Source organism: Spirosoma aerolatum, assembly GCF_002056795.1.
In the GTDB taxonomy this organism is placed as follows: domain Bacteria; phylum Bacteroidota; class Bacteroidia; order Cytophagales; family Spirosomataceae; genus Spirosoma; species Spirosoma aerolatum.
Genome location: NZ_CP020104.1, coordinates 5649184 through 5664601 on the forward strand (window position 1 = coordinate 5649184; position 15418 = coordinate 5664601).

Here is a 15418-nt window from a genome sequence, read left to right on the forward strand (position 1 = left end):
ATCCTGTAAATCCTGCCAGAATCAAAAACCTATTCCTATGCCTAATCTCCGTCATCGTATACCTTCAGCGGTTGCGGCCTTTTTACTACCCATAACACTTGTTTTAGCCCAATCGCCCAAAACCAAATCTGCGACTCCAGACACGGCAAAAGTCGACCGGGAGTATGCGCTGGAAGCTACTATGCTGGGCTTTTTCGCCAAGGACGGTGCCCGTAATCCCACCCTGAAAGCCAACAAGGGCGACCGGGTCCGCATCACGATCACCAATGGCGAGTTGATGACCCACGATATTGCCCTCGAAAAGCTGGGTATCAAGAGTAAGACGCTTCAGGAAAAGGGCACCAAAGCCAGTATTACCTTCAAAGCGGACAAAAACGACACCTATTACTGCACCGTTCCGGGCCACCGGGCGGCTGGCATGGTCGGTAACTTCGAGGTGGTTGAAGGCTCTGTAAACGATGCCACCGTTGCCGGTCAGACGCCCATGAAAAACGGTCAGCCACTCAACCTGAATTTTGAAACGGGTACGCTGAAAGACTGGACCGCCACCGGCGATGCATTTAGCAACCCGGTTTTCGGGCAGGATGATCCCTCACCTGTGCATGAAAAAGACATGCACATTGGTTTCCACGGGAAGTATTTTCTGAGTAGTGGCGGCACGGCCAATGCCAAACAGACGGGCACCTTAACATCCGTCCCCTTTACGGTCACGCAGCCCTTTGCTGCCTTTAACGTGTCGGGGGGAGCGTTGCAGGATACCCGCGTCGAACTTGTACAGGCCAGTACCAACAAGGTTATTTTTCACAGCACCGGGCAAGGCCGTGCCACGCTTCAGCCCGTTGTGGTTGATTTGCAGCCTTTCCTGAATCAGGATATTTACATCCGCATCATCGACAACGAAACGGGAATTTCGCAGATTCCATACATCCCGCACGACAAATGGGCACACATCAATTTCGATGATTTTCAGTTCTACGCGACTCGTCCAACGTTCCCTAATGAGCTGAAACAGAAAGACATTATTATTCTGCCTCCGCTCGATCCGGTCCTGAACGCAGGCCTTTCGGGCATCAAAGCAGCTCAGGCCATGACCCTGCCCAATGGCTTTAAAATGACGCTGGCCGCTTCGGAACCCGACATTGTGAAACCCATTTGCTTTACGGTAGACTGGCGCGGGCGGCTTTGGGTGGTCGAATCGCACACCTACCCCGTTCCAGCTCCCGAAGGCCAGGGCCGCGATAAGATTTTTATCTTTGAAGATACCAACGGCGACGGCACGCTCGACAGCAAGAAAGTGTTCATCGAAGGGCTAAATCTGGTCAGTGGTATGGAAGTCGGTATGGGTGGTGTGTGGGTCGGTGCCGCTCCCTACCTGCTCTTTATCCCGGCCGATTTCAAAACCGACAAACCGCTGGGGCCACCCCAAAAACTGCTCGATGGCTGGGGGCTTGAAGACACCCACGAAACACTCAACAGTCTGCGTTGGGGTCCCGATGGCTGGCTGTATGGCACTCACGGTGTGTTTACGCACTCCAACGTTGGCAAGCCGGGTGCCCCTGATTCGGAACGGACCAAACTGAATGCGGGCGTCTGGCGTTATCATCCGACCACACACAAGTTCGAACTCTTTGCCGAAGGAACCAGCAACCCCTGGGGACTCGATTTCAACGATTACGGTCATGCGTTCATAACGGCCTGCGTAATTCCGCACATGTACCACATGATTCAGGGCGGGCGTTACCAGCGACAGGCCGGAAAACATTTCAACCCCTATACCTACGACGACATCAAAACCCACGCCGACCATGTGCACTGGGTAGGCGAGCGTGGCCCTCATGCGGGCAATTTTCGGTCGGCCTCGGCGGGTGGTGGTCACGCCCATTCGGGAGCCATGATCTACCTCGGCAATAGCTGGCCACAGGAGTATCGTAACGATATTTTCATGAACAACATCAACGGAGCCCGGTTCAACAGAGACCATCCGGCCCGTTCGGGCACTGGTTATGTGGTGTCGCACAAGCCCGATTTTATTGTCATGAATGATTCGTGGTCGCAGTGGCTCAACTTTAAATACGATGCCAGCGGCTCGGTCTGGGTGATCGACTGGTACGACAAAAACCAGTGCCACAGCCCTAATCCCGACGTACACGACAAAACGATGGGCCGGATATTCAAGCTGAGCCATGAAAATGATAAGTGGGTGCAGGTCGATCTGCGGAAGGCGTCGGATATGGAGCTGGTGAAGGCACAACTGAACCCGAACGACTGGTATGTACGGCAGGCCCGAACCATTTTGCAGGAGCGTGGCCCGAACAAAAAAGTCCATAAGGCGCTGAAAGAGATTCTGACCCAAAACCCCGATGCAACCCGTAAACTACGGGCGCTCTGGGCCTTGCACGTTACGCAGGGGCTAACCGACAAAGAACTGAACGACCTGCTCTCGAACGAAAACGAATATGTACGGAGTTGGGCCATTCAGTTGCTGGCCGAAGACAAAACCGTTTCGCCCGAAACCCTGAAACAGTTTACAGCAATGGCGCAAAACGACAATTCGGCCATGGTTCGGATGTATCTGGCTTCGGCAATGGGTCGAATTGATCCGGGTCAGCGATGGGATGTACTGTATGCCCTCGTGCAAAAGGCGCAGGACAAAGACGATCATAACCAGCCGCTTATGCTGTGGTACGCTACCGAACCGCTGGCCGCTGTCGACATGAAACGGGCGCTGGATCTGGCGCAGAAGTCAAAAATGCCGAAGCATCTGAACTACATGATTCAGCGAATCGGAGCCATCAATACCGACGACTCGAAAAAGCTGCTGAAAGAGTTTAACGATCGCGTGGGCAAGCTCGAACACTCGCACGAGAACCACGAAATTCAGGCATTGATCGCCAAGGTATTGGGTGAATAGTTTTAGACTGATAGAACCGCACGGACGCCCCGACAGATGGTTATATAACCGATGATTTTATGAAAACAATCGCATTAACCGGAACTATACTTGCCTGCTGGCTCACTACGGCTTATAGCCAGGATAAACCCTTGATGAGGGTTCGGGAGCAACAGGCCGCAGCCGCCAGTACTGAGCGAGCCACCAAGCCAGTCGTTCCCGAGGGCAATTTCAAGAAGACGACGCTTACCCGCGATTTCATCTCGGAGGGAGCTGCCGTGGCCGACCTGAACAAAGATGGCAAAATGGACATTGTGGCCGGTTACTACTGGTTCGAAGCCCCCAACTGGACCCGTCACGAAATAGCGCCTTCGCGTACATACGATCCGCGTAAAGAGTACAGTGATTCGTTTCTGAATATGGGCATGGATGTGAATCAGGATGGCTGGGACGATGTGGTGATTATCGACTTCCCCGGTAAGCCCGGATTCTGGTTCGAGAATCCGAAAAACAACGCGACGGGCGAATCCACGCCGGGCGAATGGAAAAAACACATACTGGCTAATTCGATGGGGATTGCCAACGAGTCGCCCGGTTTTATCGACATCGACGGTGATGGCCGGCTCGACATCCTTTGTGGTGATAAGGACAAAAAGCAGATTGTGTGGCTGAAAGCGCCCTCGAAACCCGGCGAAACAGCCTGGATACGTTATCCACTCAGCAAAGAGAACGTACCGGGCACCGAAATTTTCTCACACGGCATCGGCTTCGGCGATATCAACAAGGACGGTTTCAACGATGTGGTGATTCGGGAAGGCTGGTTTGAAGGAACGGCCGACAAAAAATCAGGCAACTGGGTCTTTCATCCGGCCAATCTGGGCGAACCCTGCTCGCACATGCAGATACTGGATGTAAACGGCGACGGCAAAAATGATGTAGTGAGTGCATCGGCACACGCATTGGGTGTGTGGTGGCACGAACAAATTACCGACGAGCAGGGCCAGATCAACTTCAAGACGCACCTGATGAGCAACACAACCGCTCAAACCCACTCGTCGATCATGGCCGATCTGAATGGCGACGGCCAGAAGGATTATATTACAGGCAAGCGTTTTCTGGCGCACCACGGCCGTGACCCCGGCGACAGCGATCCGGCCATTCTGATGTGGTTTGAGTTTACGCCCGGCAAAGAGCCGTACTACAAAGAACACATCATTGATACCGATTCAGGTTCAGGGTTGAATATCACGGTTCACGACATGAACGGCGACCGGAAACCCGACATTATTGTCGCCAATAAAAACGGCGTATTCCTGCTTGAGAATAAGATTAAGAAGTAATTCTTTCAACAGGATTGACAAAAATGCTGTTGAAACTTCCTAGATTTAACTCTAATCGGTGTAGTTTTTGTCATTGCGACGAAGGAGCAATCTTCGGAAGCTCATAAAACCATCTTTCCCGAAGATTGCTCCTTCGTCGCAATGACAAAAATATCTTTCAAAATAAAAGTTCAAGCAGGTTCGGGATTAACAGGATTGAGGTAAGTACATCAATCCTGTTAATCCTGTCGAAATGCGTTTTCATCGACTCAGTGTTTAAGTCGTCGAAGCACAAACTCTTCCAGCGTATTGATAGCCGCATTGTTGGCCATATGCTTAATCAACGACACATGGGTATCCGCTAATTTAGGTAACAACGTCGCATCAATAGCCTGTAAATCAGCAGGAATCATAGTCTGAGGCATCACCGAAACACCCATACCTGCCCGGACAGCCGCTACCGCTCCGGCATAACTCGGACTTGAAAATACCAATCGCCAGGCACGACTCGACTGCTCAAGGGACTTGATAGCCGAAGCCCGGTACACACAAGGCTGGGGAGCCAACACCAGCGGAACAGGCTTTCCAGGATCAATCAGATTGGTATCCCCTACCCATTTGAGCGGCTCCGACCACACATCCAACCCATTCGGAAAGTCTTCGGGCCGATTCATCTTTACCAGCACCAGATCGAATTCATTCTGCTTGAACCGCTCGAATAAATTCAGCGTCAGATCGCATTCAATTTTCAGCAGGATACGGGGGTGAATTCGTGAGAAATCGGCCAGTACATCCGACAAGTAAACGGTAGCGAAATTCTCCGGTAAGCCGAATCGTACTTCCCCTTCCAGATCGGGTTCTTTAAAGCGATCCAGCGCTTCGCGGTGCAAGGCAAAAATCTGCCGGGCATAGCCCAGAAAAATCTCTCCTTCGGGGGTAAGTGTAAATGCTTTACCCCGCACCAACAGCAACTTCCCCAGTAAGCCTTCCAGCTTGGTCATCTGCTGACTAATTGCCGATTGAGTCCGGCCTACCCGATCGGCGGCTTTGGTAAAACTCCCCGTTTCAGCTACTGCAATAAAACACTGGAGGGCAATGGTATCGATATTCATAAGATTTTCTAATAAAAAGTATTAGAATTTCGAGTTTTTCTAATATTAGAATAGCTAATACATTTGAGCGCTAAAACAAATATAACTTATAAACAAATACTCGAATGCTACTTTTTATCCTCGGCAACTTCTTTCACGTCGATAGACTGGCCCTGGTCATGATCATTCTGGTCCTCTTTATTGGCCTGTGTGTGGGTAGTTTCGCCTACCGCTATCTGAAAGGGGATGGTCAATATCGGGCGTTTTTTGTTCGGTTTAGTTTACTGATCGGTTCAGTCATTCTGATGGTCAGCGCAGATCATATGGGCCTACTGCTGGTAAGCTGGTGCGTTAGTAACGGGCTACTGGTTCGCTTGATGGTCCACAAATCGGGCTGGCAGGCAGCTAAAGCAGCCGGTTGGTTAGCTACTAAAAACTTCATTGTAGGGTCGGTCTGTATCGCCACAGCTTTTGGCCTGTTTTACCTGACAACGGGCGAAACCAGCATCCAGGCATTGATTCGTCAGCCTATCCTTTCGCCACCGATGTGGGCAGCATTAGGCTTATTGATACTAGGCGCCATGAGCCAATCGGCAATTTGGCCATTCCATCGCTGGCTGCTTAGTTCCCTCAATTCGCCAACGCCCGTTTCGGCCATCATGCACGCAGGTCTGATCAATGGCGGAGGATTCTTACTGGTACGATTTGCGCCCCTTTATCTACAAAGTCCTCTCCTACTGATGGGACTGGCTATGATAGGCTTTCTGACGGCGTGGCTGGGCACTTTTTGGAAGCTGATGCAACCTGATGTAAAGCGGATGCTGGCCTGCTCAACCATGGGCCAGATGGGTTTTATGTTCGTTCAGTGCGGCTTGGGTTTATTTCCGGCTGCGGTAGCGCATCTGGTCTGGCATGGTCTATTCAAAGCGTATCTGTTCCTATCCAGTGGAAGTGCCGCCCAGGAAAAACGTATCGATCTGGATTATCCACCTAGTCTGCCTGCCTTTTTCGGCTCCCTGCTCTGTGGTCTGATCGGTAGTGCCAGTTTTTCCCTTACCAGTGGAGAAACCTGGTTTGCCAGTAATACAACGCTTGTATTGAACGGGATTGTATTGCTGTCGGGGAGCCAGTTTGCCTTACCCCTGTTGCGGATTCATCCAGTACGAACACTTCCCGGCGCTATCCTCGGTACGGCCCTGGCGGGACTGATCTACGGTAGCAGCGTACAACTTATTACCGGATTTATGACCCCCATGGACCCGATGCAGCCACAACCCCTAACCATTTTCCATATCGCTGGGCTACTCGTTCTCTCAGTGTCGTGGATAGGTATGCTCTTTATCAGAAAGCCAGCAAAAACCGGCTCGATTCCAGAGTGGGCCTTGAAAAGTTACGTGCTGGCCCTCAATGCAAGCCAGCCCCACCCGTCTACCATAACCTCACACCGCAACTACTACCACTATCGCTAACACAACCAATGGAAACCGTCCTGTTACCTCCCTCCACCGATCCTATGATCGACCCTATCGACAACCTGTATGCAACTCAAGTAGTTGATTCTGTAACGAGTAGCTTCAAAAAGATAGCTCCCTTCTGGCCGTTGAAGAACCTGATTGCCGTTAACCCCCTTCAAGGCTTCGAAGAGTTACCCATTGAAGAAGCGTTGGCGCAGGGAAAGGCCTACTTCCAGCAGCCCACCCTACCCGAGCCCATAGAAGCCATTAACCGACAAACCATCAAATGGCTAACGGTATATGCCGACGATGGCCAGGCCACTTTACCCATGCCCATGCGCCACCTAGGGTTGTTCGCAGCCTGGCGACAACTCGCCATCCATGATAAAAGCCTGTATGATCAGGATACGTCAAAACGGCAATGGCTGGCAAACCTGCCTGAACAGCCAGTCCAGGCCCTCCGGGAGTCGCTTTTTCAGCTAGGCATAACCAACGACGAGCATGAACAGTTTCTAACCCTCATGCTTACGACCCTACCGGGCTGGGCCTCCTATATTCGCTATCGTACAGACTGGGCCGGTCTGGACGCCCATCATCCCCACCCGGTAACCCAGGTAGACTACCTGGCCTTACGTGTCATCATCACGGCTTTGCTTTGGCCAGAAGCCCGGACGTTGCTGACTTGGCACCAGCAGGTGTTGGAAAATACTGCGTCTGGCGGTAATCAGTTGGCGCAGTTGCAACAGGCCGAACGTACGTTCCGTCTGCCCTTATTGAAACAGCTAGCCGCCCAATCGCTGCCCGGCCCCCATGTTCCAGACGCCCAGTTTGTTTTCTGTATCGATGTTCGTTCAGAGCCCTTTCGCCGAGCCCTGGAAGCGACAGGCGATTATCAGACGCTTGGGTTTGCGGGCTTCTTTGGTCTACCCATTCAGATCACCGATACCGTGACGGGAGAGTCGTATGCTTCCTGCCCGGTTCTGCTCACTCCCAACCATACCATACACGAATCGCCCTGCGGTACGGCGACAGAACAACAGCGGGATCGCAAAAGCTATGCACAGCTCAAGACAATCAAGCGGCTCTACCAATCGCTGAAATATACCTTTACTACCCCCTTTGCTCTGGTTGAAGGATTGGGGCTTGCCAGTGGTACCTGGATGGGCTTACGCAGTCTGGTGCCTGGGCTGGCCTACCGATTACAGAATCAGCTTGTACGTTCCATTCGAAAACCGATGGCAGCAGCGTCCTCCTGGAACTCTATTTCAGGTATAGACCAGTGTCGATACGCCGAAGGGGCGCTACGAGCTATGGGGCTTACCCAAAACTTTGCTCCTGTGGTTATTTTCTGTGGACATGGTAGCTCGACCCAGAACAATGCCTATGCCACAGCCCTCGACTGCGGAGCCTGTGGTGGACGACACGGCGGAGGCAACGCCCGAGTGCTGGCGGGAATCCTAAACGATCGACAGGTACGACAGGAGTTGGGTAAAAAAGGCATCATTATTCCAGATACCACTCGATTTGTCGCGGCTGAACACAATACAACCACCGATGAAGTTACCCTCTTTGGCGACAGTACTTCCGGGCCACTTCAACAAATCAGTCATGATTTGGCAAAAGCCCGACTGTCCAACAGCATTGAACGACTCAAGCAGTTTCCATCTTTCCGACCAGGATCTGATGAGGTCCAGCAAACCTGGCTGCGTTCGGTGGATTGGGCTCAGGTTCGGCCCGAATGGGGGCTGGCTCGTAACGCGGCCTTCATCGTTGCTCCTCGTGCGCTGACTACCTCCCTAAATCTGGAAGGGCGCTGCTTTCTGCACTCGTACGATTACACGCAGGACCCACAGGGTACCATCCTCACAACGATACTGACTGCACCGATGGTGGTAGCACAGTGGATCAATGCCCAATACCTGTTTTCTACCCTGGATAATGTTGCCTATGGCGGAGGCAGTAAACTAACTCAGAACATCACCGGCAAAATAGGCCTCATGCAGGGAAATGCGAGTGATCTGATGACGGGCCTACCGCTACAGTCGGTCTATGCCTCCGATGAACAGGCCTACCACGAACCCCAGCGACTACTGACGGTGGTTTATGCTCCTCGTGATCTGTTGATTGCGCTGGTTCAGACTCAGCCGGTGTTGCAGAAACTGTTTGGAAACGGATGGGTACAACTAGCCTGCCTGGAGCCTCAGGATAGCCAGCCCTATCTTTTAACGCGTGACTTCCAATGGCAAAGCCTCACCTAAAACATGCATCGGTTTATACAGGAAGTTGTATCATCCTGACCACCAAGCATGCTAAATCCATAGCGATAGGCCCTCCGTTCTGGTCCCGGCTAAACGCGAGTATCCTGGAATATGTCGTCGATACCGACCAGTTAGGAACATTTTCCGGGGAAATTGATCGCGAAGATACTGCGCTTGCCTGTGCCCGGCGCAAATGCGAGTGGGCGCTGGAAAAGCTGGGAGACAAAGTTGACTATGCGCTGGCCAGCGAGGGTAGTTTCGGAGCGCACCCCTTTCTGCCCTATCTACCCTGTGATGAGGAAATCCTTTATTTTATTGATCGCAAACGAGGGTTTCATCTGCACCTTTCTCAGCTAAGTGAGCATACCAACTACCAGACGGGGCAAGTACAGTCGTGGGAAGCGTTGCTGGCCTTCGCTAAGGCTTGCCATTTCCCTTCTCACGGGCTCATCGTGCGACCAACCGACCGGGCCACCAAAGGGCCTGTTTTTAAAGGTATTCAAACGGAGACAGCGTTGGAAGCAGCTTACGAAGCATCCAGGCATTACTCAGCGAAGGGTACGGTCTGGGTCGAAACGGATATGCGGGCGCAGTTCAATCCGACTCGTATGCAAGTCATTGGCGAGTTGGCAACCCAGCTGGCCGATCGTCTCTCCTGTGTATGTCCGGCCTGCGACACGCCTGGCTGGGGCAAGGTAGGTTCCGAAAAAGGATTACCTTGTCGTCAATGCGGCCACAAAACGGAACTAACCAACTACGAAATCGATGGCTGTGTACTATGCGCCTGTCGAGCGATACGAGGTCGTTCGGATGGACTTACACAAGCCGATCCGGGGTATTGTCCCGTTTGTAATCCTTAAAACCGTTTCTAAAATAGAACGCTGATTGTTATGCTCATTATGATCTGTGTAAATCATAATGAGCATAACAATCAGCGTTCTATAAAGCTCGTAAATTAGTTATTGTACGCTGTCGATACTGTATCACCGCCTTCGCCTGTCCAGTTCGTATGGAAAAACTGCCCGCGTGGTTTGTCGATCCGTTCGTAGGTATGAGCACCGAAGTAGTCGCGCTGGGCTTGCAGCAGGTTAGCCGGTAGCCATTCGCTACGGAACCCATCCAGGTAGCAAAGGGCGGAGGTGAGTGCCGGAGCCGGAATACCGTTGCTCAGGGCAGCGGCACACACCCGACGCCATCCCGCCTGTGCCGCTTCGATTTTCTCCTTGAAGAAATCATCGAGCAGCAGGTGCGGAAGAGCCGGATTCTTATCAAAAGCTTTCTTGATGTCGCCCAGGAAGGCCGACCGAATAATACAACCACCACGCCACATCAAGGCAATATCGCCGTAGTTCAATTGCCATTTGTATTGCTTAGCGGCTGCCATAAACAGGTTGTATCCTTGAGCATAGGAGATGATTTTGGCACCATACAGGGCCATTTTCAAATCATCCAGCAGTTGGGCCTTGTCGCCCGTAAATTCAATTGTTGGACCACTAATTACCTTCGAAGCGGCTACGCGTAGGTCTTTCTGTGCCGACAGGAACCGGGCAAATACCGATTCGCCGATCAGCGTGAGCGGAATACCTTCATCCAATGCAGCCGTTCCGGTCCATTTACCCGTACCTTTCTGTCCGGCGGTATCCAGAATCTTATCGACCATTGGCGTACCGTCTTCATCCTTATACGCCATGATATCGGCCGTAATTTCGATCAGGTAGGAGTCCAGCTCTTCGGTATTCCATTTTTTGAACACCTCATGCATTTCGTCGGCACTCAGACCCAGCAGGTCTTTCATGACCTGATAGGCTTCGCCAATAATCTGCATATCGCCATACTCGATCCCGTTGTGTACCATTTTGACAAAGTGCCCGGCGCCATCGCTACCTACCCAGTCGCAGCAGGGGGTGCCATCGTCTACTTTGGCCGCAATCGACTGAAAAATCTCTTTCACAAACGGCCAGGCCGCCACGCTGCCCCCAGGCATCATGGACGGACCATGCAAGGCCCCGATTTCACCGCCCGAAACGCCCGTTCCGATATACAGGAAACCTTTGCTTTCGACATACTGGGTCCGGCGAATGGTATCGGGGAAATACGAATTACCGCCATCAATGATAATATCGCCTGGTTCCAGATGCGGAATGATCTGTTCAATAAAATCATCCACTGGTTGCCCGGCTTTTACCAGCATCATCACCTTACGAGGGCGTTTCAGCGAAGCCACCAGCTCTTCAATAGAATGGGCTCCGATAAAGTTTTTCCCGGCTCCCCGGCCATTGATAAAATGGTCGACTTTTTCAACCGTCCGATTGAAAACGGCTACGGTATACCCCTTGCTCTCCATGTTGAGCACCAGATTTTCGCCCATTACGGCAAGACCAATCAGGCCAATATCTGCAGATTCTGACATTATGCTATTATTTGGTGAATGATACGATACTGCTACGTTTTGCTCTGGTAAGAACCGCTGCCCCACGTTCCTACTTATTCTCGTTGCTTAAGCGCGGCAAGTTTACGCATAAACTGTTACTCCATCAGACTTCTGGGCATTTTTCTACTTTTTAAATACGACGTCCTCTGTACCTCGCCCAGGCACATGGCCAACTACACCTTGCTGATCAGTTTATACAAGATATGATATAGCTGGACTGCTTCTTCGGCTGATAATGGCAACTTATCGGCCAGATATAGCGGTATCTGGGCAGCCTCCTGCCTGAGCGCTTTGCCGTTGTCGGTCAGGGCAATGACAATATTACGCTCATCGGTTTCCGAACGGGTCCGGGTTATCAGCCCTAGTTCCTGCATCCGTTTAAGCAAAGGGGTAAGCGTATTCGATTGAAGTTGTAAACGTTGTGCAATAAAGCTCAGGTTCACCGCATCATTTTCCCACAACACCAGCAATACCAGATACTGAGGATAGGTGATTCCCAGCGTGTTCAAGATGGGTGCGTAGCACTGCGTTACCAGCCGGGAAGCTGTGTATAACGGAAAACAGAGCTGATCTTCCAGCTTCAGGGATGTGCGCTTACTCTCCATTTATAGCAATTTCTGAATGTCTTTCTCGATAGCCTCAGGCTTGACCACCGGCGCATAGCGTTTGTAGGGTCGTCCATGTTTATCGATCAGAAATTTCGTAAAATTCCACTTAATTGTACTCCCCAGAAAGCCCCCCAGTTCCTTTTTCAGATACTGAAATACGGGCTGCGTATGCGGGCCGTTTACGTCACATTTCTCAGTAAGCTGGAACGTAACCCCATGATTTAGTTTACATACCTGCTCTATAGTGTCGTTGTTTTCAGGCTCCTGTCCGGCAAACTGATCGCAGGGAAATCCCAGCACCACCAGCCCTTTATCTTTATACCGCTGATGCAAAGCCTCCAGCCCGTCAAACTGCGGAGCCAGGCCGCACTGGGTAGCGGTATTGACCACTAAAACAACCTTGTCTTTAAAATCGGCCATTGGGATAGGTGTTCCTTTTGGGGTTCTGGCCGATAATTGATAAAACGTACTTTCCATGATTAGCTACTATAGTTATGGTCACTTGGTCTACGCTTCTTCCTCTATCAGGAAACCAGCATATGAATGGATATTGAAAAAATGGGCATTATAAATAATCGTAAGCGATTATATCGCTTACGATACAAATGTATAAAAGTTTCCTTCATCCTGCCTATTAGTCATAGAGGAATGAAGGCTGATACCGAACCTTAAAGATTATCATTGGCTACATTTTCGGGAAAGCATAACATAGGAAGCCAACGATTATGGCTTCGATAATCCACATACTGAGCGTATTATTGCGCACGATCCTAAGAATCAGGAAATGAGCACCGATGGCTCCTAAAGCAATGGGAATGCCGAAAATAAACTGTAGTACATTGTTCTGCTGCGACGGGTTCACAAAACCATACCCGATCATGATCAACCCCAGCACAGCAATTCCCATAAGCGGGGTAACAATAGTGAACAGTTTTTCGAAGGTCATAAGTGCTACCGTTCATTAATTCAGCGTACCTAACCAGGCCGATTACGCTACACTGTTAATCAATCTATGAGACTTATCGCAAGCCTGATAGATTGATTAACTAACTAAAGCATTGATTGTTGGCTTCCAAATAAACGAACAATCATGTGTTTTTACCGTAGTAAACTATGACCCTGTTTAAACGTATACTGCTGGGTCAATGCTCAATTTTCATCTCAAGGCCAATTTTTTATCCACGACAAAGTCAATTCCCCATCCTGCCTTTACTCAGCTCAGGCGTTGCTTAAAAACATGATAGACCGGATGAGTCATGTCGCCACTGACCAGTCCACCGGGGCCGTGTGTCTGGTAATAGGTTACGGATTCAATACCTGCCTTGGCTAACGTACCCAGACTTTGGCGCGTCCAGTCGGCACCAAATTCAGTCGTCTGTCGAAGATCGGCTGGGGCATTCAGCCGTTCGGTAGCCGTGCCTTCCAGGGTTTTGAATCGTAATCGGAAAGTAATCGGAGAAATATGAACGGGTTTACCACCGCTGAGCTTCCGGGCCGACAGAACTGTTTCGGCCTGACCGGCCAGATTCTCGAACAAGGTCAGATCATCGAGCGCATGGACCAGCGGACTTACCGAATAAGTCACAAAATCGACCTGCTCAAAATCGAACGGATTCCGGTTTAGTTCGGCAAAGTTATCGTCAGTTCCTCCGCCGATAGCGGCTTCTGACCAGGTGTTTCGTAGGATGGGCACAACGGCTGCCAATAACTCATCCGATGTTCGCAAAGTGGCCGCATCGAAAAGCAGGATGGTCTGTATATCCACAGCCTGTGTTTCTACAACCTGCTGAAACGCTGTTAATTCGGCGGCTGGCTCTGTGCCGAAAAACAACGCGAGTTCGAGTGGAATAGCCAGACGATTCGCATCCGCCAGGGCTTGCGCAAGCAATTCCTGCCAGTTGGTCAGGCTAAAAAACACTTCGACACGCAGGTGCGACAAGTTCAGTTGCCCTAACAAAGTGACCTCAGCATCGGTCAGGGCGGGGCCACCCGTACGGTACCCGACACCAATACGTGGCTGAGTGAGCTTTGTTGATACCGCAAACTCCTCCATCTCACGTAGTTTCTCGTCGTTTGCTGGGGCTGTCAACTCCTCCTCAGCCAGACTCAATATCACTTTCTGCTGAAATTCATCGCCAGCGGAAACGGTAACGGGTTTGGGCCGAACCTGCGGGGTTGAATAGGTCTTAAACGATGCATCGGACCAGTTTCGCTGATCTTCGGTTTCGAATACATCACCCGCAACATCAAGCTGCCAGGTCAGGCCGGACGCCGGTTTCCAACGCAGCGTCTGTACGTTCAGAAACGGTTGATGGGGCTTTATAAATGTCGGGAAATGCGCATCGGTCGTCGTTCCATCGGGGGCTACGACCTGAGCCGGTTGGCCCAATACGCCATCGATCGGATGTAGTATACAAAGCCCAATGCGGTTTTTCCGAAATGAATTGAGCGCCTTCCCATAAAAATCGACTGAGATCCTCCCCTTTTCATCGCCCAGCATCACAACGTTACCCGTCATCTGAATACCCAGGTCGTCGATCTGCCAATTATATTGAACACGGAACGTGTCTGTCTGCTGAGTTATCGATTCGTTGGTTATGGTAAAGGCGGCTGTGGTCCAGTTGTGGTCACGAATAGCGAAATAGATCAGCCGAAGGATTTCTGTATCCGTATGAGTAAAGTAGCGCAGGAATCCCTGCTCATAACGCACCTGCACAGGGCCGGCATGAAGCATTTGAGACATAAGTCAGAAGGTATCGTTTTCAGGTTTAGTCCGTCGGCCACTACGGTAGGCGAACGGTTCAGTTGTCTTTTTGAGTCAGTTTATATCGGTTTCCTAGTCTAAACCCGTATTTATGAAAAAACTCATCATCTGGGTCGGATTTCTTTTCAGTCAATACCTGGTCCAGCCCAGCAACCGTTCGCCAATGGCCGCTTACAAGTAGCTGACAATAAGCGGTATCTGGTTCATCAGAACGGCACCCCCTTTTTCTGGCTGGGCGATACGGCCTGGGAGCTATTTCACCGACTCAACCGCGAAGAAGCCGAGCAATACCTGAAGCGACGGGCCGAACAGGGCTTCACGGTCGTACAGGCGGTGGCACTGGCGGAATTTGACGGATTGAAAAAACTCAATCCCTATGGTGAGACACCCCTTCAGAACAACGACCCGACCAAACCCAACGAAGCCTATATCATGCATGTCGACTACATTGTTGATAAAGCGGCTCAGTACGGAATTGTTATTGCCTTTCTACCCACCTGGGGCGACAAGCTTTTCAAAAGCACCGCTGCCAAAAACTACGGAGGGCTATAGCGTATATGAACGAGATGCCCTAGTTGACTACCACATAAATTCACACTTTTC

General features: G+C 51.0%; 11 protein-coding genes and 1 pseudogene. 6 read left to right on the plus strand and 6 right to left on the minus strand.

Annotated features, from left to right (window positions below; translation table 11 throughout):
- Window positions 1-37 precede the first annotated feature (37 nt).
- Window positions 38-2911 (plus strand): PVC-type heme-binding CxxCH protein, encoded by a 2874-nt coding sequence (locus tag B5M13_RS23385; protein ID WP_155297318.1) that lies wholly within the window; start codon window positions 38-40, stop codon window positions 2909-2911.
- 59 nt (window positions 2912-2970) lie between these two features.
- A complete protein-coding gene (locus B5M13_RS23390) occupies window positions 2971-4230 on the plus strand; it encodes an FG-GAP repeat domain-containing protein (RefSeq protein WP_080057965.1) in 1260 nt (419 codons plus the stop codon).
- A gap of 248 nt (window positions 4231-4478) precedes the next feature.
- On the opposite strand, the gene B5M13_RS23395 is transcribed toward B5M13_RS23390, so the two are convergent.
- A complete protein-coding gene (locus B5M13_RS23395) occupies window positions 4479-5321 on the minus strand; it encodes a LysR substrate-binding domain-containing protein (protein WP_080057966.1) in 843 nt (280 codons plus the stop codon).
- Between the two features lie 104 nt (window positions 5322-5425).
- Between B5M13_RS23395 and B5M13_RS23400 the strand changes: the two genes are divergently transcribed.
- From B5M13_RS23400 to B5M13_RS23410, 3 genes are read left to right on the plus strand one after another with little or no spacing between them, the layout of a single operon-like run.
- Window positions 5426-6769 (plus strand): proton-conducting transporter transmembrane domain-containing protein, encoded by a 1344-nt coding sequence (locus B5M13_RS23400; protein WP_080057967.1) that lies wholly within the window; start codon window positions 5426-5428, stop codon window positions 6767-6769.
- Between the two features lie 8 nt (window positions 6770-6777).
- A complete protein-coding gene (locus B5M13_RS23405; protein ID WP_080057968.1) occupies window positions 6778-9012 on the plus strand; it encodes a DUF2309 domain-containing protein in 2235 nt (744 codons plus the stop codon).
- Window positions 8994-9872, plus strand: a complete 879-nt coding sequence (locus B5M13_RS23410) for a DUF6671 family protein (RefSeq protein ID WP_080057969.1) — start codon at window positions 8994-8996, stop codon at window positions 9870-9872. The genes B5M13_RS23405 and B5M13_RS23410 overlap by 19 nt, the downstream gene beginning before the upstream one ends.
- A gap of 95 nt (window positions 9873-9967) precedes the next feature.
- Here B5M13_RS23410 and gnd read toward each other — a convergent pair whose 3' ends face one another.
- From gnd to B5M13_RS23435, 5 genes are all read right to left on the minus strand, one after another.
- Window positions 9968-11422 (minus strand): decarboxylating NADP(+)-dependent phosphogluconate dehydrogenase, encoded by a 1455-nt coding sequence (gnd, locus tag B5M13_RS23415; RefSeq protein WP_080057970.1) that lies wholly within the window; start codon window positions 11420-11422, stop codon window positions 9968-9970.
- 194 nt (window positions 11423-11616) lie between these two features.
- Window positions 11617-12048: a MarR family winged helix-turn-helix transcriptional regulator gene (locus B5M13_RS23420; protein WP_080057971.1), complete on the minus strand. Its 432-nt coding sequence runs from the start codon at window positions 12046-12048 to the stop codon at window positions 11617-11619.
- Window positions 12049-12528 (minus strand): glutathione peroxidase, encoded by a 480-nt coding sequence (locus tag B5M13_RS23425; RefSeq protein WP_080057972.1) that lies wholly within the window; start codon window positions 12526-12528, stop codon window positions 12049-12051. It lies immediately after the preceding gene.
- Between the two features lie 208 nt (window positions 12529-12736).
- The gene (locus tag B5M13_RS23430) at window positions 12737-12997 is read right to left on the minus strand and encodes a hypothetical protein (protein WP_080057973.1); all 261 of its coding nucleotides are present in this window, start codon (window positions 12995-12997) and stop codon (window positions 12737-12739) included.
- Between the two features lie 267 nt (window positions 12998-13264).
- Window positions 13265-14794 carry a hypothetical protein gene (locus B5M13_RS23435; protein WP_245859453.1) on the minus strand — a complete coding sequence of 510 codons (1530 nt, stop codon included), beginning with the start codon at window positions 14792-14794 and terminating at the stop codon, window positions 13265-13267.
- Window positions 14795-14932: 138 nt separating this feature from the next.
- Between B5M13_RS23435 and B5M13_RS23440 the strand changes: the two are divergent.
- Window positions 14933-15349: pseudogene (locus B5M13_RS23440) on the plus strand (apiosidase-like domain-containing protein); the annotation flags it as partial.
- Window positions 15350-15418: the final 69 nt, after the last annotated feature.

Coding starts and splice junctions, on each gene's coding strand:
- B5M13_RS23405 (WP_080057968.1), top strand. CDS start 6,778: ATGGAAACCGTCCTGTTACCTCCCTCCACCGATCCTATGATCGACCCT.
- B5M13_RS23420 (WP_080057971.1), bottom strand. CDS start 12,048: ATGGAGAGTAAGCGCACATCCCTGAAGCTGGAAGATCAGCTCTGTTTT.
- B5M13_RS23385 (WP_155297318.1), top strand. CDS start 38: ATGCCTAATCTCCGTCATCGTATACCTTCAGCGGTTGCGGCCTTTTTA.
- B5M13_RS23410 (WP_080057969.1), top strand. CDS start 8,994: ATGGCAAAGCCTCACCTAAAACATGCATCGGTTTATACAGGAAGTTGT.
- B5M13_RS23435 (WP_245859453.1), bottom strand. CDS start 14,794: ATGTCTCAAATGCTTCATGCCGGCCCTGTGCAGGTGCGTTATGAGCAG.
- B5M13_RS23430 (WP_080057973.1), bottom strand. CDS start 12,997: ATGACCTTCGAAAAACTGTTCACTATTGTTACCCCGCTTATGGGAATT.
- B5M13_RS23390 (WP_080057965.1), top strand. CDS start 2,971: ATGAAAACAATCGCATTAACCGGAACTATACTTGCCTGCTGGCTCACT.
- B5M13_RS23425 (WP_080057972.1), bottom strand. CDS start 12,528: ATGGAAAGTACGTTTTATCAATTATCGGCCAGAACCCCAAAAGGAACA.
- B5M13_RS23400 (WP_080057967.1), top strand. CDS start 5,426: ATGCTACTTTTTATCCTCGGCAACTTCTTTCACGTCGATAGACTGGCC.
- B5M13_RS23395 (WP_080057966.1), bottom strand. CDS start 5,321: ATGAATATCGATACCATTGCCCTCCAGTGTTTTATTGCAGTAGCTGAA.
- gnd (WP_080057970.1), bottom strand. CDS start 11,422: ATGTCAGAATCTGCAGATATTGGCCTGATTGGTCTTGCCGTAATGGGC.